Annotated in this window: 23 protein-coding genes, 1 pseudogene and 1 riboswitch; of the genes and pseudogenes, 12 read left to right on the forward strand and 12 right to left on the reverse strand. The window is 62.4% G+C overall.

Features of this window, described 5'->3' with window-relative positions; all coding sequences use genetic code 11:
* Window positions 1-5 precede the first annotated feature (5 nt).
* Entirely contained in the window at window positions 6-626 is a 621-nt protein-coding gene (locus tag EJ076_RS06480) for a LysE family translocator (RefSeq protein WP_126067319.1), read from the reverse strand.
* A 97-nt stretch (window positions 627-723) separates the two neighbouring features.
* On the reverse strand, window positions 724-846 hold the full coding sequence (locus tag EJ076_RS35995) for a hypothetical protein (protein ID WP_013528283.1): 123 nt from the start codon (window positions 844-846) through the stop codon (window positions 724-726).
* Window positions 847-1085: 239 nt separating this feature from the next.
* Between EJ076_RS35995 and EJ076_RS06490 the strand changes: the two genes are divergently transcribed.
* From EJ076_RS06490 to EJ076_RS06525, 8 genes and pseudogenes are all read left to right on the forward strand, one after another.
* The gene (locus EJ076_RS06490) at window positions 1086-1856 is read left to right on the forward strand and encodes a L,D-transpeptidase (RefSeq protein ID WP_126067320.1); all 771 of its coding nucleotides are present in this window, start codon (window positions 1086-1088) and stop codon (window positions 1854-1856) included.
* Window positions 1857-1942: 86 nt separating this feature from the next.
* Window positions 1943-3093 (forward strand): annotated as a pseudogene (locus tag EJ076_RS06495) (diphosphate--fructose-6-phosphate 1-phosphotransferase).
* A gap of 17 nt (window positions 3094-3110) precedes the next feature.
* Window positions 3111-3830, forward strand: a complete 720-nt coding sequence (locus tag EJ076_RS06500; protein WP_126070972.1) for an MBL fold metallo-hydrolase — start codon at window positions 3111-3113, stop codon at window positions 3828-3830.
* A gap of 247 nt (window positions 3831-4077) precedes the next feature.
* A complete protein-coding gene (locus EJ076_RS06505) occupies window positions 4078-5604 on the forward strand; it encodes a DegQ family serine endoprotease (RefSeq protein WP_126067321.1) in 1527 nt (508 codons plus the stop codon).
* Between the two features lie 151 nt (window positions 5605-5755).
* Window positions 5756-6367, forward strand: coding sequence for a molybdopterin-dependent oxidoreductase (locus tag EJ076_RS06510; protein WP_126067322.1), 612 nt, complete (start codon window positions 5756-5758; stop codon window positions 6365-6367).
* Window positions 6364-7110 carry an FAD-binding oxidoreductase gene (locus EJ076_RS06515; RefSeq protein WP_126067323.1) on the forward strand — a complete coding sequence of 249 codons (747 nt, stop codon included), beginning with the start codon at window positions 6364-6366 and terminating at the stop codon, window positions 7108-7110. Before EJ076_RS06510 ends, EJ076_RS06515 begins: the two co-directional genes overlap by 4 nt.
* A 124-nt stretch (window positions 7111-7234) precedes the next feature.
* Window positions 7235-7468: an AbrB/MazE/SpoVT family DNA-binding domain-containing protein gene (locus EJ076_RS06520; protein ID WP_109667693.1), complete on the forward strand. Its 234-nt coding sequence runs from the start codon at window positions 7235-7237 to the stop codon at window positions 7466-7468.
* Window positions 7465-7869, forward strand: a complete 405-nt coding sequence (locus EJ076_RS06525; protein ID WP_126067324.1) for a type II toxin-antitoxin system VapC family toxin — start codon at window positions 7465-7467, stop codon at window positions 7867-7869. Before EJ076_RS06520 ends, EJ076_RS06525 begins: the two co-directional genes overlap by 4 nt.
* 22 nt (window positions 7870-7891) lie before the next feature.
* Here EJ076_RS06525 and EJ076_RS06530 read toward each other — a convergent pair whose 3' ends face one another.
* From EJ076_RS06530 to EJ076_RS06565, 8 genes are all read right to left on the reverse strand, one after another.
* Window positions 7892-9367, reverse strand: a complete 1476-nt coding sequence (locus tag EJ076_RS06530) for a nucleotidyltransferase family protein (RefSeq protein WP_126067325.1) — start codon at window positions 9365-9367, stop codon at window positions 7892-7894.
* Window positions 9364-10056, reverse strand: coding sequence for a glycosyltransferase family A protein (locus tag EJ076_RS06535; RefSeq protein WP_245462965.1), 693 nt, complete (start codon window positions 10054-10056; stop codon window positions 9364-9366). Before EJ076_RS06535 ends, EJ076_RS06530 begins: the two co-directional genes overlap by 4 nt.
* Complete coding sequence (locus EJ076_RS06540; RefSeq protein ID WP_109667690.1) at window positions 10041-10793, reverse strand: glycosyltransferase family A protein; 753 nt, start codon at window positions 10791-10793, stop codon at window positions 10041-10043. The genes EJ076_RS06535 and EJ076_RS06540 overlap by 16 nt, the downstream gene beginning before the upstream one ends.
* A gap of 55 nt (window positions 10794-10848) precedes the next feature.
* Complete coding sequence (locus EJ076_RS06545; protein WP_164548555.1) at window positions 10849-11601, reverse strand: glycosyltransferase family A protein; 753 nt, start codon at window positions 11599-11601, stop codon at window positions 10849-10851.
* A complete protein-coding gene (locus EJ076_RS06550; RefSeq protein ID WP_126067326.1) occupies window positions 11598-12647 on the reverse strand; it encodes a serine kinase in 1050 nt (349 codons plus the stop codon). The genes EJ076_RS06545 and EJ076_RS06550 overlap by 4 nt, the downstream gene beginning before the upstream one ends.
* Window positions 12648-12691: 44 nt before the next feature.
* Entirely contained in the window at window positions 12692-13120 is a 429-nt protein-coding gene (locus EJ076_RS06555; protein ID WP_126067327.1) for a PqqD family peptide modification chaperone, read from the reverse strand.
* A 121-nt stretch (window positions 13121-13241) separates the two neighbouring features.
* Window positions 13242-14342, reverse strand: coding sequence for a hybrid-cluster NAD(P)-dependent oxidoreductase (locus EJ076_RS06560; RefSeq protein WP_126067328.1), 1101 nt, complete (start codon window positions 14340-14342; stop codon window positions 13242-13244).
* 32 nt (window positions 14343-14374) lie between these two features.
* Window positions 14375-15622, reverse strand: coding sequence for an aromatic ring-hydroxylating dioxygenase subunit alpha (locus EJ076_RS06565; RefSeq protein WP_126067329.1), 1248 nt, complete (start codon window positions 15620-15622; stop codon window positions 14375-14377).
* Window positions 15623-15734: 112 nt separating this feature from the next.
* Window positions 15735-15937, reverse strand: a riboswitch (cobalamin riboswitch).
* Window positions 15938-16431: 494 nt separating this feature from the next.
* Between EJ076_RS06565 and EJ076_RS06570 the strand changes: the two genes are divergently transcribed.
* From EJ076_RS06570 to EJ076_RS06585, 4 genes are all read left to right on the forward strand, one after another.
* Window positions 16432-16635, forward strand: coding sequence for a DUF680 domain-containing protein (locus EJ076_RS06570; protein ID WP_126067330.1), 204 nt, complete (start codon window positions 16432-16434; stop codon window positions 16633-16635).
* Between the two features lie 72 nt (window positions 16636-16707).
* Entirely contained in the window at window positions 16708-16923 is a 216-nt protein-coding gene (locus tag EJ076_RS06575; protein ID WP_126067331.1) for a DUF680 domain-containing protein, read from the forward strand.
* 72 nt (window positions 16924-16995) lie between these two features.
* Window positions 16996-17244, forward strand: a complete 249-nt coding sequence (locus tag EJ076_RS06580; RefSeq protein WP_126067332.1) for a DUF680 domain-containing protein — start codon at window positions 16996-16998, stop codon at window positions 17242-17244.
* A 69-nt stretch (window positions 17245-17313) separates the two neighbouring features.
* Window positions 17314-17547, forward strand: a complete 234-nt coding sequence (locus tag EJ076_RS06585; RefSeq protein WP_126067333.1) for a DUF680 domain-containing protein — start codon at window positions 17314-17316, stop codon at window positions 17545-17547.
* 82 nt (window positions 17548-17629) lie between these two features.
* On the opposite strand, the gene ugpC is transcribed toward EJ076_RS06585, so the two are convergent.
* Both ugpC and EJ076_RS06595 read right to left on the reverse strand, forming a co-directional pair.
* The gene (gene ugpC / locus EJ076_RS06590; protein ID WP_109666836.1) at window positions 17630-18742 is read right to left on the reverse strand and encodes a sn-glycerol-3-phosphate ABC transporter ATP-binding protein UgpC; all 1113 of its coding nucleotides are present in this window, start codon (window positions 18740-18742) and stop codon (window positions 17630-17632) included.
* Between the two features lie 41 nt (window positions 18743-18783).
* On the reverse strand, window positions 18784-20448 hold the full coding sequence (locus EJ076_RS06595; protein WP_126067334.1) for an alpha-glucosidase family protein: 1665 nt from the start codon (window positions 20446-20448) through the stop codon (window positions 18784-18786).

The raw sequence follows: 20448 nt of genomic DNA on the forward strand, positions 1-20448 counted from the left end.
AGAGCCTAGTTGCTGGAACGCATCGCCACCGTGGCGATGCCGGCGCCGACCAGCAGCGTGCCGCCGGTGCGGTTGAAGATGCGGATTGCCTTGGGATTGCGCACCACGTTGCGGGCGCGTGCCGCGATCAGTGCGTAGCCGAAGGCATTGGCGAAGGCGAGCGCCAGGAGGTCGTCTCGAGTCAGCATCTGCGTCCAGAAATCGGCGTGCCGGTCGAGGAACTGCGGCAGGAAGGCGACGAAGAAGGTGATGCTTTTCGGATTGAGCGCGGTGACCAGCCAGGCATGCGCCATCATCTTGGCCGACGACACCGCATCGGTGCGTGGTTCGGCCTTCAGCGCACCGCCGGCGCGAAACAGTTTCACGCCGAGATAGATCAGATAGCCGGCGCCGATCAGCTTCAGGATGGTGAAGACGGTCGCCGAAGCCGCCAGCAGCGCGCCGATGCCCAGCATCGACAAGGTCATCGCGGTGAAGTCGCCCAGCGCCACGCCGACCGCCATCGGCAGAGCGGTGCGCCAGCCCTGGCCCAGCGCGTAGGACACGACCAGCAGGATGGTCGGGCCCGGGATGATGAGAAGGATCGTCGACGCAGCGGCGAAGGCGGCCCAGTTTTCGAAGGACATGCTCGTCTCCTTTGAGCTCAAAGAAGAGGATAAATCCTTAGGCCCGGGAGAATGTAAAGAGGCGATTTCCCCTAACTGCGCCAACGGCAGCTGGGTGTCAGTTCGCGCCGCTCAGCGTGCTCACGATATCGGCCAGGCTGACATTGGCACCGAGAACGGTTGCTGCCGCGACAATGGCAGCGGCAAAAAGCTTGATGTCGGTTTTTAACGTTTTGCACATGGAGGCCCCTCGCTGATCGCTTGAGAGGTAGGAAATGCCGGCGCCGGGATTATGACCCGTCCGAGGTCTTTTTGTGCAGCAGCTCCCAGTCAATGCTCAGGCAGGAAGGTCGAGCGCCCGCCGGGCAATGCGCAAACGCAGGCTGCGCAAGGTCTTCACGCTTTATCAACCATGAATGATGAAAATGCCCGCTATCCGGCCGGACCGTGCTTCCCGCCGACAGCGTAGGGTTTGGGTATATGCGTGAGTTGCCGCAAGGTCTGACGCCGCCGCGAAACGGCGACGCAATCGAAACCGATCATCATCATCTTTCCCGTCGTGCCATCCTGTCAGGGGCAGGGGCGCTCGCGCTGCTCAGCGCCGCCGGTTGCTCGACCTCGGGCGGCGGCCTGCCCGCACTCGAACTCGACGATACGGTCACCGGTTCCGTGCGGCCGATCCGGCCGAGCATCAGCGTCGACAAGAACATCACCAGCCCCGGCGTGATGTATGCCGCGATGACAGATGGCGGCTTCAACGTGCCGGAAGTGCCATATCTCAAGGTCAAGTCGGAATTCCGCCGCCAGATCGTCGTCGACACGACAGGCGAGGCACCCGGCACCATCGTCGTCCATTTGCAGGAGCGCATGCTCTATCTCGTGCAGCCGGGCGGCGATGCAATCCGCTACGGCGTCGGTATCGGCAAGGACGGTTTCCGCTGGTCCGGCCGCGCCAACATCCAGTACGGCAGGGAATGGCCGACCTGGACGCCGCCGCCCGAAATGATCGCGCGCAAGCCGGAACTGGTGAAATGGCAGGCCGGCCAGCCCGGTGGCCTGACCAACCCGCTCGGCGCGCGCGCCCTCTACATTTACCAGGACGGCAAGGACACCGGCTATCGCATCCACGGCTCGCCCGAATGGTGGAGCATCGGCCAGGCGATGTCGTCGGGCTGCGTGCGCCTGATCAACCAGGACATCATCGATCTCTACAGCCGCGTCTCAAAGAAAAACCCGGTCGTCGTCGTCTGACACGTCACCCGTCCCACTCTTCCGTTGCGCGATAGCGAAAGACAGGCGAATGTGCCTGCGAATTCATCGCTCGGGAGACGTCAGGAATGGCCGGAACTTTTGTTATCGCGCAGGGCGGCGGTCCAACCGCCGTCATCAACCAGACGGTGGTCGGGGCGACGCTGGAGATCCGCAAGCGGCATCCCGGTGCCAAGGTCTTCGGCTCCATTCACGGCGTGCGCGGCATTCGTGACGGCAACTATGTCGATCTCTCCGCCATCCCGGAAGACCGGCTGCGGCTGATTGCCGGCACGCCGAGTGCGGCCCTTGGCTCGACGCGCGACAAGCCGGATGCCGCCTATTGCGATGTCATCCTCAACGGCCTGAAGAAGGCCGGCGCCGACGCTTTCATCTACATCGGCGGCAACGACACGTCGGGCACACAGCAAATCCTGACCGACGCCGCCGGCGGCAAGATCGCCTTCGTCCATGCGCCGAAGACCATCGACAATGATCTCGAGGAAAACGACCACACGCCAGGCTTCATCTCCGCGGCCGAGTTCGTCGCCGGCGCTTTCCTGTCCGTCGACCTCGATTTTCGCGCGCTGCCCGGCATCTATGTCGGCATCGTCATGGGCCGGCATGCCGGCTTCCTGACCGCGGCCGCTGCGGCATGGCAGCTCGACCCCGACAGCGGACCGCACCTCGTCTATGTGCCTGAGCGCCCGTTCTCGGCCGCCGGCTTCATCGACGACGTTCGCGCCACGCTCGATCGCCACAGCGCTGCATCGTCGCCGTGTCATCGCCACCGAAGGCGCTGGTCGAAAGCCTGGTGCCGCCGGACAAACTGGAGCGCGACGAGCATGGCAACGTCAAGCTGTCGGGCAGCGACCTGCCGGCTGCACTCGAGCGTGCGCTGGCAGAAGGGCTGCCGGGCAAGCGAGCCCGCGTCGATGCCCTAGGCTACATGCCGCGCGGCAATATCGGCGCCATTAGCGCGGTCGACGCGCAGGAGGCTTTCGATGCCGGCGCTTTCGCCGTCACTGTCGCCGAACAGGGCGGCGGCTCGGTGGCGCTGCAATATGACGGCACCAAAACGGTGTTGAAGAAAGTGCCGCTGAAGAACGTCGCCGGCAAGACCCGCCACATGCCGGATGATTTCATGAAGCCCGATCTCAATCAGCTGTCGGATGCCGGCATGGCCTATCTCAAGCGGCTGGTGCCGGAAAAGTACAAGGTCGGGAAGCCCTTCGTCTGATGCCAGGCTCACACCTGATGCCGGACTGGTTCAGCAGGCGCATCGTCGACGACAAGACGACGATGCTGACCGAGCCGTTCGTGCATGAGTACCTGCGCGCCAACATCTGGCATTTGCGCGGCCGCGACGCCGATTTGCTGGTCGACACCGGCATGGGCATCTGTCCGCTGGCGCCCGAGATCGAGAGATCCGACGGCAAGCCGCTGCTGGTCGTCGCCACCCACATCCATCTCGACCATGTCGGCTCGCTGCACGAATTTCCGTTGCGGGCCGGGCCAAGGATGAGCGCCAAACAATTCGAGAGCATGGATGAGGCGGTGACCTATGCCTACATGTTCCACGATCTCGACGGCGCCGTCTCGAAACTGCCGGCGCCGGGCTGGAAGGCGGCCGACTACAAGATCCCGTCCGCTCCATTGACGCGGACCCTGGACGAGGGCGACATCGTCGATCTCGGCGACCGGCAGTTCCGTGTGCTGCATCTGCCGGGCCATTCCCCGGATTCGATCGCGCTGTTCGACGAGGTTGACGGCCTGTTCTTCAGCGGCGACGCCATCTACGACGACACGCTGATCGACGACCTGCCGGATTCGGACCGAACGACCTATATCAGTACGATGCAGCGCCTGCTCGACCTACCGATCCGCATCGGCCATGGCGGACACGGACCGAGCTTCGACGGCAAGCGTATGCGCGCGATTGCCACGACCTATCTCGGGCGAACCGCCGGGATCTGACGCCCCGGCGGGGTAGAAAATCCCCGCCTGACGACATTATGACCTGCCGTCCGGAGATTAAATCTTCGTAAGGTCGCCCGAAAACCCTAAATCGGGCCAATCTGCGCCCTAGATGCAGGCTGTCGATCCGGTCGGCTGCCATGCCAGGCGAGACGGGCAATCGCGACCCTCGACACGCCAGATGGCTGGCTTTCCTGACATGGGAGCGGCCACGGCGACGGATCAACTCTCGCCCGGACAAACGACCATGTCAGATATCCTTCGCAGACATCGCGTCGCGGCCTTGCTGGGCGCTGCGCTGATCATATCCCCCTTCGTCATGTCTTTCGCCCAAAGCGCGGGCAACGCCGTTCCGACAACCCAGACACCTGTCGCCGGCATCACTGCGCCCAATGGCTCATTCGCCCCCATCGTGGCAGCCGACAAGCCGGCGGTGGTGACGGTTACCACCGTCATGAAGGCACAGCCGGAAAGCACGGACGACGGGGTGCCTCTCGGCAACTCGCCATTCGACGACTATTTCCGCCAGTTCTTCGGCGACCAGGGCATGCCCGCTCCGCGCACGCCGCCGCAGGAACAGGCACAGCGGGCCGAAGCACTCGGCTCCGGCTTCATCGTCGCCTCCGATGGCACCATCGTCACCAACAATCACGTCATTGACGGCGCCTCTTCGATCAAGGTGACGCTCGACGACGGCACCGAACTTCCCGCGACGCTCGTCGGCCGAGACGCCAAGAACGATCTCGCCGTCCTCAAGATCAAAGCCGGCAAGTCCCTGCCGACGGTCAAATGGGGTGACTCCGACAAGTTGATGACCGGCGACCAGGTGCTGGCGATCGGCAATCCGTTCGGCATCGGCACCACGGTCACCGCAGGCATCGTTTCTGCACGCGGCCGCGACCTGCACAGCGGACCGTTTGACGACTTCATCCAGATCGACGCCCCGATCAATCACGGCAATTCCGGCGGTCCGCTGGTCGATGTAAACGGCAATGTCGTCGGCATCAACGCGGCGATCTATTCGCCCAATGGCGGCAGCGTTGGCGTGGGCTTCGCCATTCCATCGGATCAGGCGCAGAAAGTGGTCGCCAAGCTGATGAAGGACGGCTCGATCCAGTACGGCTATCTCGGCGTCGAGATACAGCCGGTGACGCCGGATGTCGCTGGTGCCATCGGCCTCGATCATCCTGGTGGCGCGCTGGTCTCGCAGGTCAATGACGGCTCGCCGGCGGCAAGCGCCGGTGTCCAGACAGGCGACGTCATCACCAGCTTTGCCGGGCAGGACGTGAAGGATCCCAAGGACCTGTCGCGGGCGGTCGCCGATGTCGCGCCCGGTGCCAGGGAGACGCTGGACGTCTGGCGCAAAGGCAAGGCGATACAGATTTTAGTCGCTGTCGGCCGCAACACCGACGATGTGAAGACCGCGTCGGCGGACGACGGGTCCGGCGCGCCAAGCGCCGAGCAAGGCTCGCGCCTTCCAGCGATGGGGCTTGGCCTGATGGACATCACCCCCGACATCCGCGAGCAGATGAATCTCGCCGACAATGAACGTGGCGCGGTGGTTGCCAGCGTCAATCCCGACAAGGCGGCCGCGGCTTCCGGAATCCAGGCCGGCGACATCATCGTCGCCGTCAATCAGGTGCCGGTGAAGAGCGCCAGGCAAGTGACGCAAGCGATCGCCCAGGCCGGCAAGTCCGGCCGCAAGTCGGTGCTTCTGCTGGTCGAGCGGGACGGCGGCCAGATCTATGTCGCAGTGCCTTTCGCCAATGGCTGAGACGTGGCGTTGACGTGAACGCAGGACCGGCGGGGTTCGTCGGTGACGATCCCCGCCGGCCTCTGCCGTCAAGATTTCGGTTGCCCGCCACGACATCTTCGAGAACATTGCATCAGGCCGATAATGGTCTGATGCAATGGGGATTGCCGCGATGGTCACCCGGGGTTTCTCTTCAGGACGGCGCCCACCAACCGATGACGATGCACGCATACCGCCCGGCCAATATCTCGAACAGGGCTTTCCAGTGCTGTCGGCCGGTCCCACGCCGCGCGTGGGCACGCAGGATTGGTCTTTCACGCTGAAACATGGGCCACGGCCGATCAAGAAATGGAACTGGGCCGAGTTCAACACGCTGCCCCTGACCAAGATGACGCGCGACATCCATTGCGTGACCGCATGGACCAAGTTCGACACGCCGTGGCAGGGCGTGCTGGTCGACGATATCCTTGCCGACGCGGGTTTGGAGCCGCCGACCGGCTTCACGCTGGCGCACGCGTTCGACGGTTACACCACCAACGTACCGGTCAAGGATCTCACCGCCGGCAAGGCCATGGTGGCGCTGCTTTACGAAGGCAAGCCGATCACGCCGGACCATGGCGGCCCGGCAAGGCTGCTCGTTCCACATCTCTATTTCTGGAAGTCGGCCAAATGGCTGAACGGCCTGCAATTCACCACGCGCGATGAACCCGGTTTCTGGGAATTGCGCGGCTACCACATCTATGGCGATCCATGGCGCGAGCAGCGCTACACGGACGATCCATGAGCGATGCGGCAGCAGTGCAATCGCCTTGGCAGGTAGCCAGGATCATCCGCATCGAAAAGCGCACGCCGCGCGTCACCAGCTTCTTTTTCCAGCCGTCTCGGCCCTTTGCCTATCGCGCCGGGCAGCATGTCGACGTCAGGCTGACGGCGCCGGACGGCTATCAGGCGCGCCGCTCCTATTCCATCGCCTCCGCACCCGAGAGTGGCGGCGTGATCGAACTGGCGATTGAAAAACTCGACGACGGCGAGGTTTCGCCCTTCTTCCATGAGGTCGCGGCAATTGGCGACGAAATCGAACTACGCGGGCCGCTCGGCGGGCATTTCGTCTGGCCAGAAGATGGGAATGGCCCGCTTGTGCTGGTCGGCGGCGGTTCGGGCGTCGTCCCCTTGATGTCGATGGTTCGCCATCGCGCCGCGCGCAATTCGAGCGTGCCCGTTGTCCTGGTCTTTTCAGCCCGGGTCTGGGACGAAGTGATCTTTCGTGACGAACTGATCACTCTCGATGATCGCCAGGACGGCTTCGATCTGGTGCTGACGCTGACGCGCGAGGCCGCACGCCGTCCCGCCGATTATTCGCGGCGGGTGGACGTTGCTATGATGGCGCAAGCGATGGCGCGGCTGCCGGAGCCGCCAGGTCTCGCCTTTGTCTGCGGCTCGAATGCGTTCGTTTCCGCCGCCGCCCAGGCGCTGATCGATGCCGGCGTTGCAGCGGAAAACATTCGCACCGAACGCTACGGAATTTGAACGGACGTTGCTAACGCATGACGTTTTGGCTCTGACTGTTCGGTCGGGGCTTGATGCTTCAAGCATTGAAATTCTACCCGCAAGGTAATACCTTGTTGAAATATGGTATTACCAGGGAATGAAGATGGCCAACACCGTTACCGCAAAGGGACAAGTGACCATTCCGAAACCGGTCCGCGATCTCCTGGGGATCGTTCCGGGCAGCAAGGTCGATTTCCGGCGCGCCGCCGATGGCAGCGTGGTGCTGGCTCGTGTTGACAAAAAGCCGCCTGCGAGCCGCTTCGCCAAGTTGCGCGGCCATGCCGGCGAAGGGCTCACGACCGACGCGATCATGGCGCTGACGCGTGGCGAAGCGTGACCTTCGTCGACACCAACGTTCTGCTCGACCTTGTCACGGACGATCCCAATTGGGCGGACTGGTCGGTTGCGCAGCTTGAGGCCGCGAGCCTTGATGGGCCGTTGCTGGTCAATGATGCGGTCTATGCCGAACTTGCCGTTCGCTACATCCGCATCGAGGATCTCGAGGCCTTTCTGGATGCGGCCGGTCTCGAAATGGCTCCGATGCCAAGGGCCGCGCTTTTCCTTGCTGGAAAGGTATTTACGCAATACCGCCGATCAGGAGGATCGAGGACCGGCGTGTTGCCGGACTTCTTCATTGGCGCCCATGCCGCCGTCGCCAGGCTTCCGCTCCTGACTCGTGATGTCGGCCGCTACCGGACCTATTTCCCATCCTTGAGGCTGATCACTCCGAGCCCCTGATGGCTGCGGATGCTTTCGCTCTTCAGCCAACCGGCGAGAAATCCGCCGACAGCAGCTGGAAAGGCAAGGCGCCATAAGCGGCCACTGTGGCCTCGTCGTTCCATTCGCGAAACTGACGCGACGGTCGCGCTTCGAGCGTCAGGGTATCCCGCGCGCCGTCGAGCGTCACCTTACCGCGAAAATGCAGCACGCGTTCCTTGCCGGATCGCCGGATGGCCATGGCGCGCAGCCGAGCGATATGGGCGTCACCGGCATTGATTTCCATTTCGATGCGGCGTCGGACCGGCGGAACACTGATCCTGACGGTGATATCAAGCATCATGTCGCCGGTCGCTTGCGGACAGGCGATGGCCTGCGAGAACGACAATGGCGCCGGTGCGGCTTGCGGTTTGCGCGCGGCCGGTCTGCCGCGCCAGGCCTTGGCGGGCGGCTCCTGTTGCAACCGGCCCTTCTTCCGCTTCAGGCGCAATTGCTTGGCAAGCCCGCGCGACAGCCAGACAAGGCCGCCGAAATCCGTGCGCGGCTTGGCTTGCAGAACCGACGACCAACGCGACAGGCCAGCCCGGTCGGCCATCTCGAAGATTCTGGCCAATGTCGGCTCCGGCACGGCAACGCCGATCTCAAACGCCAGATAGGATAATGCCACCGCCGCCGGAACGGCCAGGCCGCGTCTGCCGACGATGTCGAGGAACACGTCCCAGTCGACGTCTCCGCCATGGATGGCGACGGCGCAATCGACAAGCCAGTCGCTATGGGTGTGGGCGTCGAGGCCGCCATGGGCGATGGCCAGGGCCATGCGATCGGCCGGCGATGGCACGAAGACCGCGACACCGCTGAATTCGGCCGGGATCGCCCGTTGCCAGATCGCCAGATCGTCTTCTGCGCTCATTTGCGATCCGTCATAGCCGAGCTGGTGCAGGTCGATGTCGCCGAAACGGCCCTTGAAGAAATTCATCGACCGCAGTGACGCCAACCGTGTTCGCAGATATTGCGCGCTGACGCCCGAGGCTATCTGCCAGTCGCGATCGCGCAGGATGTCGAAGGCGGCAGCCATGTCGCGCGGGCGCACCAGTATGTCGATGTCATGCGCCACCCGGCCACGCTGCGCCGACGCATTCAAGGCAATACGGCTGGCGCCCTTTATCAGCATGATGTCGACGCCGCCGTCGGCCATTGCCTTCAGCGCCGGCTCGGCCTCGCGCATCGCCATGCGCGACTTGGTCCACAGCATCTTCTGCAGGCCAACAAGGCGCGGATAGGCGGAATGGCCGGCAAGCTTCCTGCCGAACCTGTCGGAGATGGCAGCGAGCAACCGGTGTTCTCTAAACGAGACAAGGTCGATGTCGTTCTCGTCCAGCCAGCGCGCGGCGCAGCCAGCGGCTGCGTCTTCATCGGAGAGCAGCGCCGCCTTGAGCAACTGGTCGAGCTGGCCGGTCGGCCAGGACCAACCATAGTCCGGGAAGCGACGGCCGATGCGGCGAACAGGCCTGGCTTTCAACGGGAGCCCGCCTTGTTTTGGGCTCGCCGCTGCATGGCGAGCCTTGCCACCTGGAGATAGCCGCGGTCGCGTTCCGGATCGCGGCCATAGGAAAGGCTGCCCGGCCTGATGCGGCGCAATGCAAGTACGTCGTCGAGCATGGCAAGGACAAAGCTTGCCTCACGAACCCGGGCGATCCAGTCGATCATCTCGCCGCGGCCGCCTGGGGGATCGATGATGGGACCGACGGTCGGCACCACCTCTTGGCGGATCATCATCGTCGTGCGCGACCAGCCCGCCACACTGGCCGCCTCGGGCAAATCGGGCCTGTCACCGCGAAACGTCCGCCAGTGCGTAAAAACGCCTGCTGTTGCGGGATGACGGTCGAGATAGCCCAGCTGCTTTTCGATCTTGTCCGCCAGCCACAGGTCGTCGGCATCGAGCGTCGCGACGAACGGAGTCGAGAGTGCGGCAAAACCCTTGGTCGTGGCGCTTCCGGGCCCCGCATTCTCTTGCCGCAGCACCGTCACCGGCAGGTTCATCGCGTCGATCACGGCAGCCGTATCGTCGGTCGAACCGTCATCGACCACGACGATGGTCTCCGCCTTTACCGTCTGGGCCAGAACGGAGTTCAGGGCCGCGCCTATGGTGGCGGCCGCGTTGAAAGCCGGAATGACGACGCCGTAGCCTGCCATTACAGGAATCGCCACTGCGCGAGATCCTTGAAGTCGAAGATTCCCTCCACTCGGCGCAAGTTGGGGTCGGCCCTGCGACGCTTCATCGACTTGTGAATGGCGCGCATGAACTCGCGAAAGGGCACATCGGCTTCCTTGGTCATGTTGCCGGGATGACGCCTGTAGTAGAGAGCCACCGTATCGGGCATAACGTATTTTGCTTGGCTCTCAAAGATACGCAACAGATAGTCGGTGTCCTCGGCCTGTTTGAAGTCCTCGTCGAAGCCGCCGATGCGCTCGATGAGGTCTCGCGCAAAGATCCCGGCCGACAGGTGAATCCCTCGCACGGTGATGGAGTGGCTGTCGGCGGCCGGTTCCAGCGTCTCGCCATCTATCTTGTCCACCAGCGTCATGCGCGAATAGGTCAGGTCGAGGCCAGGATCCTCTTCGAAGCAGGCGAGATCCGCCGTGAAGCGCCCCATCGGGGAGATGTCGTCCGAATCGAGAAACGACACCAGGCGAGTCTGCGGCAGCAACTGTTTCAGCCCGGCATTGCGCGCCTTGGTGACCCCGCCATTGGTCTGCTGGAAAAGACGAATGCACGGGGCCTCGTCGATGAACGACCGCACGACCGCCGCCGAGCCATCGGTCGACCCATCGTCGATGACGATGATGTCGAGATCGATATTTTCGCGTTGCCTAAGCAGTGAGCGCAGCGCGAGGCCAACGAATTGTTCGCGATTGTAGACCGGCATGATGACGCTCAGCCTCATTGGCGACGCCATGACCGTTCCGGGCTTGGCCGATGCGATCCGATCGTGTGGAGCATCATAGCATCTGCCAATCAGCGGGACTCTTCAGTTCGAAGATTCCCTGGACCTCTCGCAGCGACGGATCGGCCTTGCGCCGTCGCATTGACTTGTGGATCGCACGCAAGTGGTTGCGGACCCTGCCACTATGCTCCTTGGTAACATTCCCGGCGTGGCGCCGGTAGTAGATCGCGACGGCGTCCACCAATTCGTAGTTCGGTGCCGTTTCGAAAACGCGCAACAGATAATCAGTGTCCTCGGCCTGCTCGAAATCCTCATCGAACTGGCCCATCCGGTCGACAAGCCCCCTTTTGAACAGGGCGGTGCCCAGCGAAATTCCACGAAGTGTCATCGTGCGGCTGTCGGCTGTCGGCTCCAGCCGCTCGTCGTCGATCCGGTCGGCCAGCGTCATCAGCGAATAGGTCAGCTCGAGGCCGAAATTGGCTTTGAAGCGCGCGAGATCCGTCTTGAACCGCCCGGCCAGCGAGATGTCGTCAGAATCCAGAAACGACACGAACGCGGCGTCCGGCGGCAGTTGCCGCAGCCCGGCATTGCGCGCCTTGGCGACGCCCATGTTGGATTGCTGGAACAGGCGGATGCAGGGGGTCTCGCGCATCATCGAACGAACGGCCTCCGCCGAGCCGTCGGTCGAACCGTCATCGATGACGATGATGTCGAGATCGGCGGCGTCACGCTGCCGCACCAGCGAGCGCAATGCCGAAACGACATAGCGCTCGCGATTGTAGACAGGCATTATCACGCTCAGCTTCATGAAGCGCCCCGCGCCAGAAAGTCCGCGATCGTGCCGGCTATCTCCTGTGGCTGCGTTCCCAGCGACAGACGGTAGCATGGCAGCAAGCGGGTCAGGTCGCTGAAGAAGCGAAAGCCGCTTTCCCGCTCGCCCGGCATCTGCGCTATGCCGGACGGCGCCAAGGCAATCATGGCATCCCTGCGCGACACCGGCATGATCGAACTTGCCCCGCCACCACCGATATGTGGCACCACCAGCGCAACGATGTCCAGAGTTTCAGGCACCGGCCGAGGCGCAATGTCACCAATGTGAAACGTATGCTTGCCTTGCCAGTTGAGCGGACCATGGGTCGGCAGGCGGTTCTTCAGCCCAAGCCGCGCAAACCCCTGGGGATCCTGCTTGAGTGTTGCAAACAGCGGGCAGGCAGTCACGCCGTTGGCGAGGTCGATCAGCACATAATCGTCACCGACGCTGTCCAGGCCGTTCAGGAGGCCGGCAGCGACGGTCCCGGATTTCCCGGCGCCGCCCGCGCCGGCCAGCAGCAAGCCCTTGCCATTGGCGCCGAGCGTGCCGGCATGGGCAAGGCGCATGCCGCGCGCCGCATATTCCCAATGCAGGAAAGCCCGCAGCGGCGCTCCCGGCTCCCACGGTGGAAAGGCGTCGGCCGAGGCCATCAATTGCACGCCAACGCGACGTTGCGGATCGTAGAACTGCCAGAAGTCGAGATCGTGAAAATGGTGGCCACGCAGCCCGGTCTCAGCGAGCCGCTTGGCAAAGCCGTGCTCGGTGAAATGCGCGTCGCCCCACTTGGCCGGCTCGGGGATGCCGGGGATGCCTGGATGAACTATGAAAATGCGGCAACTGGACGTTTCAGGTTGATCGTCCCTGGTCTCGACAAAAGCATGGTCGAGCGCATCCGCCAGCACGCCGGGGCCGAGATGCGCGGTAAGCTCCAGCCGGGGCAGGCGGATCTTGCGCGCGACAGGATTGTACGTGGCCGCGCGCTCAGCGGCGGCGATGAGATATCGGGCGTAACCCGGCAAGGTTTCGAGAGTGACGCGCGACATGGCCAAGTCCAGCGCCCTTCTATCGCGATGCAGCCGGCTGCTCGTCAGGATGCCTGCTTGACCGCCGGCCAGCCAACGGGTTCCTCGACCTCATGGATAGGATCCACGATGATGAGGTCCGCCAGGTCGTCGTGAACGCTCACGGTGAGCGGCTCGCTCGTGGCGGCAAGCTCGGCAAGCAATTCGCTGGGCAGCGGCTGCGGTGGCGCATCCAGGCAAACCAGCAGCCCCAGTTCGAGCAATTGCGATACGAAGCCTTCGAGTTCAGCCGGGCCAATCGTCGAGGCTCCAGCGGTCAGCCCGATCAGAGCCTGGGCATCGACGCCGGACGATAGCGCCTGCCAGATCCTGCTGCCCGAATCGGAAAATCCGAAATACTTCCCGCTCGAAAGATCGAGCACGACGGCTTCGCCGTCGAAGGATTCAAAGACAATGTCCTTGCTCGAAATTGCGTAGACATCGGTATGATGCATTGCTCTTGGCCCCCGCAGCTGCGCGAGCAATCGTAGGTCGGCGCGGTCGCTCAGCTTATAACGCCTGTAAACACTCGATTCTTTCTTGGCAAGTCAACGTGCGGCGGCGACTCCAAGCAGATTACGCCTCGATTTCGAGCGCCGAAAGCGGTTTTGAGCAACAGGCGAGGATAAAACCATCGTCGATTTCGTGATCGAGGATGCCGCCATTGTGGCTCATCTCGACGTCGCCCGAAACCTTCCTCACCTTGCAGGTGCCGCACAGGCCGAACTCGCATGCGGCGGGAATCCGCACGCCTGAGGCTCGTGCCGTCTGCAGCACGGTCTGGCCGGCGACGCATGCGGCGTCGACATCCGAAAGCGCGAAACGGATCGGCGTCGCGGCTTCGACGATAATGGCGGCCTCGTTTTCCGCCGGCCAAGTGAACGGCGCCGGGATTTCTTCCACGACAGGCGCCGCAAAGCTCTCCTGATGGAATTTTGTCATGTCGAAGCCGGCGGAGTCCAGCATGCCGCGCACGGCGCGCATGAAGGGATCGGGGCCGCAGCAGAAGATTTCGCGCTCGCGGAAATCGGGTGCCAGCAATGGCAGCCGGATCGCATCGATGCGGCCCATATGGCCGAACCAGCCCTCGCGGCTCGACCGCTCCTCGATCATGAAGCCGAGCGACAGGCCGGGCATACGGCTGCCGAGCAGTTCGAGCTCCTTGCGGAAAATGATCTCTTCCGGGCGGCGCGCGCAGTTGACGAAGCCGACATCGGTCCATGGCGCGCAATCATTCAACCAACGCAGCATCGACATCATCGGCGTCACGCCGGAGCCTGCCGAAATGAACAGATACTTGGCCGCCGGGTGGCTGTGCAGCGAAAAATCGCCGGTCGGCCCATAGGCCTTGACGTGCGAGCCCGGCGTCAAATGGTCGAACATCCAGCGCGTGCCGACGCTGCCCGCCTGCGCCTTCACCGTCACCGCGATCGAGAACGGCCGCGACGGCGAGGACGACAGCGTATAGGTACGCATCAGCGGCCCGTCGGCGGTCGGCAGTTCCAGCGTCACGAACTGGCCGGGCTTGTAGCGGAACCAGGTCTGGTTGTCGGAGCGGAAGGTGAAGGTCTTCACATCGGGCGCTTCGTCGCTGACACCGATCACTTCCAGCACCTGCAGCCTGTCGTTCCACGGTGTCATCTGGTCGAGATGGCGATAGAGGCCAAGATCCGTCATCGCATTCATCCTCTTGTCCCTTTTGTTTTGTGCTAGGCGACGCTGCGCAGCGCCGGCCGGCCGCCCTCGGCAAGGCGCGGCCCGATGAACGACGCGTACCATTCGACGAACTGGATCACGCCACCCTCATGCAGCTCCGAATAGGGGCCGGGCTCATAGGCGGGCGACAGGATGCCGAAGGCGTTTTCCTCGACGATGCGGCGGTCCTGGTCGTTGGTCTCGGTCCAGACATGGGTGAGGTCTTCGATGGTGTAATCGATGCCCTCGACCGCATCCTTGTGCACCAGCCACTTGGTCGTCACCGCCGTTTCCGTGGCGCTGATCGGCAGCACCCGGAACGTCACCGCGTGGTCGATGAGGATGTGGTTCCAGGTCGTAGGATAGTGATAATGCATCAAGGTGCCGATCCGGTCGGCGGAGACAGTGTCGGAGAGGTTCTTCTTCACCGCCAGTTTGCCGGTCATGGTGTAGCTGACGGCATCGCGCAGCAGCGGCGCGCGGGTGGCGCGATACTGTCCGGCCGGATCGATGCGGAATTTGCTCGGCAAGCCTGATGCCTCGCATTTGGCCCAGTGCGCGACCATCTCAGGGTCGCTGTCGGCGCCGTTGACGCCGGTCACGGTCGGCGCCTCGGGGAAGGTCTTGCACAGCTCGGGATGATTGGCGGCGCAGTGGTAGCACTCGCGGTTGTTTTCCCAGACCAGCTTCCAGTTGCCTTTCTCGATGATCGTGCTCTCGAAGGCGATCTTTGCTTCGCGCAAACGGTGCGGCAAAAGATAGGGTTCGATCATCGCCCGCATCGGCGCGAAGTCCGCCGGCTCCTTGGCCAGGCAGATGAAGATGTAGCCGCCGACGCTCTCGCAGGCGACCGGCTTCAGGCTGAACTCACTCTTGTCGAAACCGTCGGCCATCTGGCGGGCAAACAGCAGACGACCGTCGAGCTCATAGGTCCACTGGTGATAGGGGCAGACGAGCTTTGCCGCCGTACCCTTCTCTGTGTTGCAGACGCGGCTGCCGCGATGGCGACAGGAATTGTGGAAGGCGTTGATCTTGCCTTGCTGGTCACGGACAAGGACGACCGGATAGTCGCCGATCTGCACGGTGATGTAGCTGCCCGGCTTCGGCAGCTCGCAATCGTGGCCGATGAACAGCCAGTCGCGATACCAGATCAGCTCCATGTCGAGCTTGAAATAGTCCGGATCGGTGTAGAAGGGCTGCTCCAGAGAAAAGCCTTGCCGGCGGCTGTTCAAGAGCCTCAGCATGTCGTTGCGGATATCCATGTCCTGTCCTCGCTTCAAGGACTGAACTGGTGGTGACGGAGGAAGGACTGGGCGCAGGCCGGCAATGCGCCGGACATGCACTATCCGCCTCTTGACCGCCCACCGCGATCAGTCGAGTCTGTACATCTCTGGCTGGTTTCCGGGCTCTGGAGTTGTCCTTGCGGACCATCGCGACACCTTCCCAGGCAGTTGCCCAGTGGTCTCCCGTTGCGACTTGAACTCCACCACCGTTGCGGGGGCAGCGCCGGATTCTGACCGGCTTCCCAATTCTCCGCCTCGTCGTCACGAAGCGGCACCTGAGATGTCATGATCTAACCACGACAGCGATTTCGACATCGGCATGAAAGCGACATCGTATCCATGCGGCGCGACACGGGATGCGAAACGTTCCGGTTGGCGATTGCGGAGCTGAAATCCCATCTCCGCCGCAGCCACTCCCCTCGAAGCCGACCCCCTGACCAGGGTCAAAAAAGGTTAACAGTTTCGAAAAGTGACTATTAGCCTGTTCTAAAATCGAACCGAACGGTTCGTTTCTGTTGACGGTGCGTGCAGGACGGTGTGAACGCTGGGCCTCCGAAACAGTTGGTGATCCATGCGCGGATTTCGCCTAACTATTTGAAATAAAAGAGAAAAATATACGACCTAGACGCCCTTGGCGCAATTTCAAGTGGTGGATTCATGGTCCACATGGAACAACTTCGTGATTGGAAAAGGCAGACCGGCCCTACCACATCGGGGCTGTCCGAACGACGCGATTTCCTCCCAAGACACGCCGCTAGACGGACGGGAAAAATACTGGAGTACATAAAATGAAAAAGATCATTCTCACTGCCGCCGCCCTTCTGGCCATTTCCGGCAGCGCCTTCGCTAATAGCGACCACTTTGGTTCTGATGGTGCCAATCAGCCAGCCATTGCCGTCGACAGCACGCACACCGCTTCGATCAAGAAGTCGGAACCGGCTGCTCAGACGCCTGCCCAGGGCAGTGACCGCAACCTCTTCGGCAACAACTAACAGCCGATTCCCAGCATACGGCGGGCTCGCCCCGCCGCTTCGCCGGAAGATGAAAATTCAGGAGTACTGGAAATGAAAAAGATTGTTCTCACCGCCGCCGCACTTTTGATCGCCGCCGGCACCGCTTACGCCGGCAACGACAACGTTGGTAGCTACGACATCAACAAGCTGGCGACTGCCAACGTCGATAGTGCACACACCTCTTCGATCAATTCGATCAAGAAGTCGGAGCCGACTGCTCAGACGCCTGCCCAGGGCAGCGGCCGCAACCTCTTCGGCAACAACTAATAGCCGATTCCCAGCATACGGCGGGCTCGCCCCGCCGCTTCGCCGGAAGATGAAAATTCAGGAGTACTGGAAATGAAAAAGATTGTTCTCACCGCCGCCGCACTTTTGATCGCCGCCGGCACCGCTTACGCCGGCGGCAACGACAATGTTGGTAACTATGACATCAACAAGCTGGCGACTGCCAACGTGGATAGCACGAACACCTCTTCCGTGCACAACGCCAACTCGCCGGTCTACAAGCTGCTCAACTCGTCGGGAGACGTCCAGAAGTCCGCTCCCCAGGGCAGCAACAGCGACCACGACGTCTTCGGCAACCATTAATCTCATCCCTGATGGAGCGGCCGGATAGCCCGCCGCTCCGCCGGAATATGAAAATTCAGGAGCACTAAAATGAAAAAGATTGTTCTCACTGCCGCCGCTCTTTTGATCGCCGCCGGCACCGCTTACGCCGGTAATGACAACGTTGGTGGCTACGACATCAACAAGCAGGCGAACGTCGATAGCACCCAGACCTCTTCGGTGCGCAACACCAGCTCGCCGGTCTACAAGCTGCTGAACTCGTCGGGCGACAACCAGAAATCTGCCTCGCAGGGCAGCGACCGGAACCTCTTCGGCAACAACTAACAGCCAGCCGAAGTCGATCTCCAAATCAAAGAGCGGCGGGCCAAGCCCGCTGCTCTTTTTACGTCCGAGACGTGGTCCAGCCTCAGGCCGCCTTTGCTTCCGGCTTTTGCAGCGCAAAGGAATGTCCGTCCGCATCGAAGATATGCAAGTCCTCGCCATTGGCGCTCAGCCGCAATGTCGAACCGCGCTTGACCTCGACATTGCCGGGCAGCTTGGTCACCAGCGGCAGATCGGCGCGGCCGATGTCGATATAAACCAGCTGGACCTCGCCGAGCTGCTCGACATAGTCGACCGTTCCCTCGAACAGATAGTCAGCGCCGCTGGAGATGATCAGATCTTCCGGCCGCACGCCGAAACTCACCGCGGTGCCCTTTGCCGAAGCCGGCGTCGTGATCGGCACGGTTGCCTTGCGCCCGCCGACATGGCTGACGACGGTCGGGTTACCGGTCTTGTCGATGGTCGCGGGTAGGATGTTCATGGCCGGCGAGCCGATGAACTGGGCGACGAACAGATTGCCGGGTTTCTTGTAGAGGTCCATCGGCGTGCCGACCTGCTCGATATGGCCTTCCTTGAGCACCACGATGCGATCGGCCAGCGTCATCGCCTCGACCTGGTCGTGGGTGACGTAGATCATGGTCGTGTTGGGCATCGATTCCTTGAGCTTGGCGATCTCGATGCGGGTGGCGACGCGAAGCGCGGCGTCGAGGTTTGAAAGCGGCTCGTCGAACAGGAACACTTTCGGATTACGCACGATGGCGCGGCCAATGGCGACGCGCTGGCGCTGGCCGCCCGACATCGCTTTGGGCAGGCGGTCGAGATATTTGGTCAGCTGCAGGATCTCGGCGGCCTGACGCACACGGCGGTCGATCTCGGCCTTGTTCTCCTTGCCGATCTTCATCGAGAACGCCATGTTGTCGTAGACGGTCATGTGCGGGTAGAGAGCGTAGGACTGGAACACCATGGCGATGCCCCGCTTCGATGGCGGCACGTCGTTGACGACCTCGCCGGCTATTTTGAGCTCGCCGGAGGTGATTTCCTCGAGCCCGGCGATCGATCTCAGCAAGGTCGACTTGCCGCAGCCAGACGGGCCGACAAAGACGATGAACTCGCCCGACTTTATATCGAGGTCGATGCCGTGGAGAATATTCAGATTGCCGTAGGACTTCTTCACCTGTCTTAGCGTGACATCGGCCATTGGTTTCCTCCCAGTAGTTTGAAATTCAAGTGATTTGAAATTCAGTCGATACGCCCGAACCAGGCGCCGTAGCCGCCGAGCTTTATGGCGCCGCTGCTCGTCTGCCCCGAAAATCCGTGTCCTGGCAAAGGTTGCAGCGATCGGTTGCCAAGGTCAACCTCGGCCGGCCTGGCGCCCAGATTGAAGACGCAGACAATCTGCTCGTTGCCGGCGCGGCGCGTGAAGGCGACGGTGTCGCCCTCACTTTCGATGAAGGTGATATCGCCCTTGGCCAGCGCCGGATGGGCGCGCCGGAAGCTGAGAAAGCGCCGGTAGTGTTCGAGCAGCGAAGTCTCGTCGCCCTGCTGGACATTGACCGCTTGCGCCAGATGCTTGGCCGGCACCGGCAGCCAGGGCTTTGCCGAGGAGAAGCCGCCGTTCTTGGCGCTGCCGTCCCACACCATTGGCGTGCGGCAGCCGTCGCGGCCCTTGAATTCAGGCCAGAAGCGGATGCCGTAGGGGTCCTGCAGATCCTCGAACCGAAGGTCGGCCTCGCCGAGCCCAAGCTCCTCGCCCTGATAGATGCAGACCGACCCGCGCAACGACATCAGTAGCGCCGAGATGACCTTGAGGTAGGCGGTCGGGTCGGCCTCATTGGCGGCCCAGCGCGAGGCCGGGCGCATCACGTCATGGTTGGAGAAGGCCCAGCATGACCAGCCGTCGCTGGCCACCTTGCCGAAGGATTCCAGCACCGAGCGGACCTTGGCCGCGCTGATCTTTTCCGGCGCCAGGAAATCGAAGGAATAGCACATGTGCACGCGCTTGCCACCGGCGGTGTAGGCAGCCACCACCTCCAGTCCGCGCTGCGAATCGCCGACCTCGCCGACCGCGGCGGTTGCCGGATATTCATCGAGCAGGGCGCGGAACCGTTCAAGGAAGCCGAGGTTCTCGGGGCGGCTCTTGTCGTAGAGATGGTCCTGGTAATTGTAGGGGTTGACCGCCGGTGCGGTCTGGTCGTTGCGCTCTTCCGGCGGCAGCGGCGGGTTGTTTTCCAGGCCCTGGCTGTGGAAGTAGAAATTGATGGTGTCGAGCCGGAAGCCGTCGACGCCGCGCTCCAGCCAGAAACGGGTGACGTCGAGCAACGCGTCCTGGACGTCGTGGTTGTGGAAGTTGAGGTCGGGCTGCTCGGCCAGGAAATTATGCAGGTAATATTGCTGGCGGCTCGTGTCCCATTGCCAGGCCGAGCCGCCGAAGATCGACAGCCAGTTGTTGGGCGGCGTGCCGTCCGGCCTGGCGTCCGCCCAGACGTACCAGTCGGCCTTCGGGTTGGTGCGGCTCGAGCGGCTTTCCTTGAACCATGGGTGGTTGTCGGCGGTGTGCGACAGCACCTCGTCGATCATCACCTTGAGGCCCAGCCTGTGTGCCTCGGCTGTCAGCGCGTCGAAATCGGCCAGCGTGCCGAACATCGGATCGACGTCGCAGTAATCGGACACGTCATAGCCGAAATCCTTCATAGGCGACTTGAAGAACGGCGAAATCCAGATGGCGTCCGCACCGAGTGCCGCGATGTAGGGCAGCCGCCCGATGATGCCGTTGAGGTCACCAATGCCGTCGCCGTTCGAGTCCTGGTAGCTGCGCGGATAGATCTGGTAGATCACCGCACCTCGCCACCAGTCGCGATCGATGGCGAGATCAGGCTTCGAGTTGGCCTTCAAAGCGGATTGCAT

It is taken from the genome of Mesorhizobium sp. M7D.F.Ca.US.005.01.1.1 (genome assembly GCF_003952545.1).
GTDB lineage: Bacteria > Pseudomonadota > Alphaproteobacteria > Rhizobiales > Rhizobiaceae > Mesorhizobium > Mesorhizobium loti.

What these genes read in the sequence shown, in the direction of transcription:
- EJ076_RS06480 (WP_126067319.1), bottom strand. Translation starts at nt 626, where the DNA reads ATGTCCTTCGAAAACTGGGCCGCCTTCGCCGCTGCGTCGACGATCCTT.
- EJ076_RS35995 (WP_013528283.1), bottom strand. Translation starts at nt 846, where the DNA reads ATGTGCAAAACGTTAAAAACCGACATCAAGCTTTTTGCCGCTGCCATT.
- EJ076_RS06490 (WP_126067320.1), top strand. Translation starts at nt 1,086, where the DNA reads ATGCGTGAGTTGCCGCAAGGTCTGACGCCGCCGCGAAACGGCGACGCA.
- EJ076_RS06500 (WP_126070972.1), top strand. Translation starts at nt 3,111, where the DNA reads ATGCCGGACTGGTTCAGCAGGCGCATCGTCGACGACAAGACGACGATG.
- EJ076_RS06505 (WP_126067321.1), top strand. Translation starts at nt 4,078, where the DNA reads ATGTCAGATATCCTTCGCAGACATCGCGTCGCGGCCTTGCTGGGCGCT.
- EJ076_RS06510 (WP_126067322.1), top strand. Translation starts at nt 5,756, where the DNA reads ATGGTCACCCGGGGTTTCTCTTCAGGACGGCGCCCACCAACCGATGAC.
- EJ076_RS06515 (WP_126067323.1), top strand. Translation starts at nt 6,364, where the DNA reads ATGAGCGATGCGGCAGCAGTGCAATCGCCTTGGCAGGTAGCCAGGATC.
- EJ076_RS06520 (WP_109667693.1), top strand. Translation starts at nt 7,235, where the DNA reads ATGGCCAACACCGTTACCGCAAAGGGACAAGTGACCATTCCGAAACCG.
- EJ076_RS06540 (WP_109667690.1), bottom strand. Translation starts at nt 10,793, where the DNA reads ATGAGGCTGAGCGTCATCATGCCGGTCTACAATCGCGAACAATTCGTT.
- EJ076_RS06545 (WP_164548555.1), bottom strand. Translation starts at nt 11,601, where the DNA reads ATGAAGCTGAGCGTGATAATGCCTGTCTACAATCGCGAGCGCTATGTC.
- EJ076_RS06550 (WP_126067326.1), bottom strand. Translation starts at nt 12,647, where the DNA reads ATGTCGCGCGTCACTCTCGAAACCTTGCCGGGTTACGCCCGATATCTC.
- EJ076_RS06555 (WP_126067327.1), bottom strand. Translation starts at nt 13,120, where the DNA reads ATGCATCATACCGATGTCTACGCAATTTCGAGCAAGGACATTGTCTTT.
- EJ076_RS06560 (WP_126067328.1), bottom strand. Translation starts at nt 14,342, where the DNA reads ATGACGGATCTTGGCCTCTATCGCCATCTCGACCAGATGACACCGTGG.
- EJ076_RS06565 (WP_126067329.1), bottom strand. Translation starts at nt 15,622, where the DNA reads ATGGATATCCGCAACGACATGCTGAGGCTCTTGAACAGCCGCCGGCAA.
- EJ076_RS06570 (WP_126067330.1), top strand. Translation starts at nt 16,432, where the DNA reads ATGAAAAAGATCATTCTCACTGCCGCCGCCCTTCTGGCCATTTCCGGC.
- EJ076_RS06575 (WP_126067331.1), top strand. Translation starts at nt 16,708, where the DNA reads ATGAAAAAGATTGTTCTCACCGCCGCCGCACTTTTGATCGCCGCCGGC.
- EJ076_RS06580 (WP_126067332.1), top strand. Translation starts at nt 16,996, where the DNA reads ATGAAAAAGATTGTTCTCACCGCCGCCGCACTTTTGATCGCCGCCGGC.
- EJ076_RS06585 (WP_126067333.1), top strand. Translation starts at nt 17,314, where the DNA reads ATGAAAAAGATTGTTCTCACTGCCGCCGCTCTTTTGATCGCCGCCGGC.
- ugpC (WP_109666836.1), bottom strand. Translation starts at nt 18,742, where the DNA reads ATGGCCGATGTCACGCTAAGACAGGTGAAGAAGTCCTACGGCAATCTG.
- EJ076_RS06595 (WP_126067334.1), bottom strand. Translation starts at nt 20,448, where the DNA reads ATGCAATCCGCTTTGAAGGCCAACTCGAAGCCTGATCTCGCCATCGAT.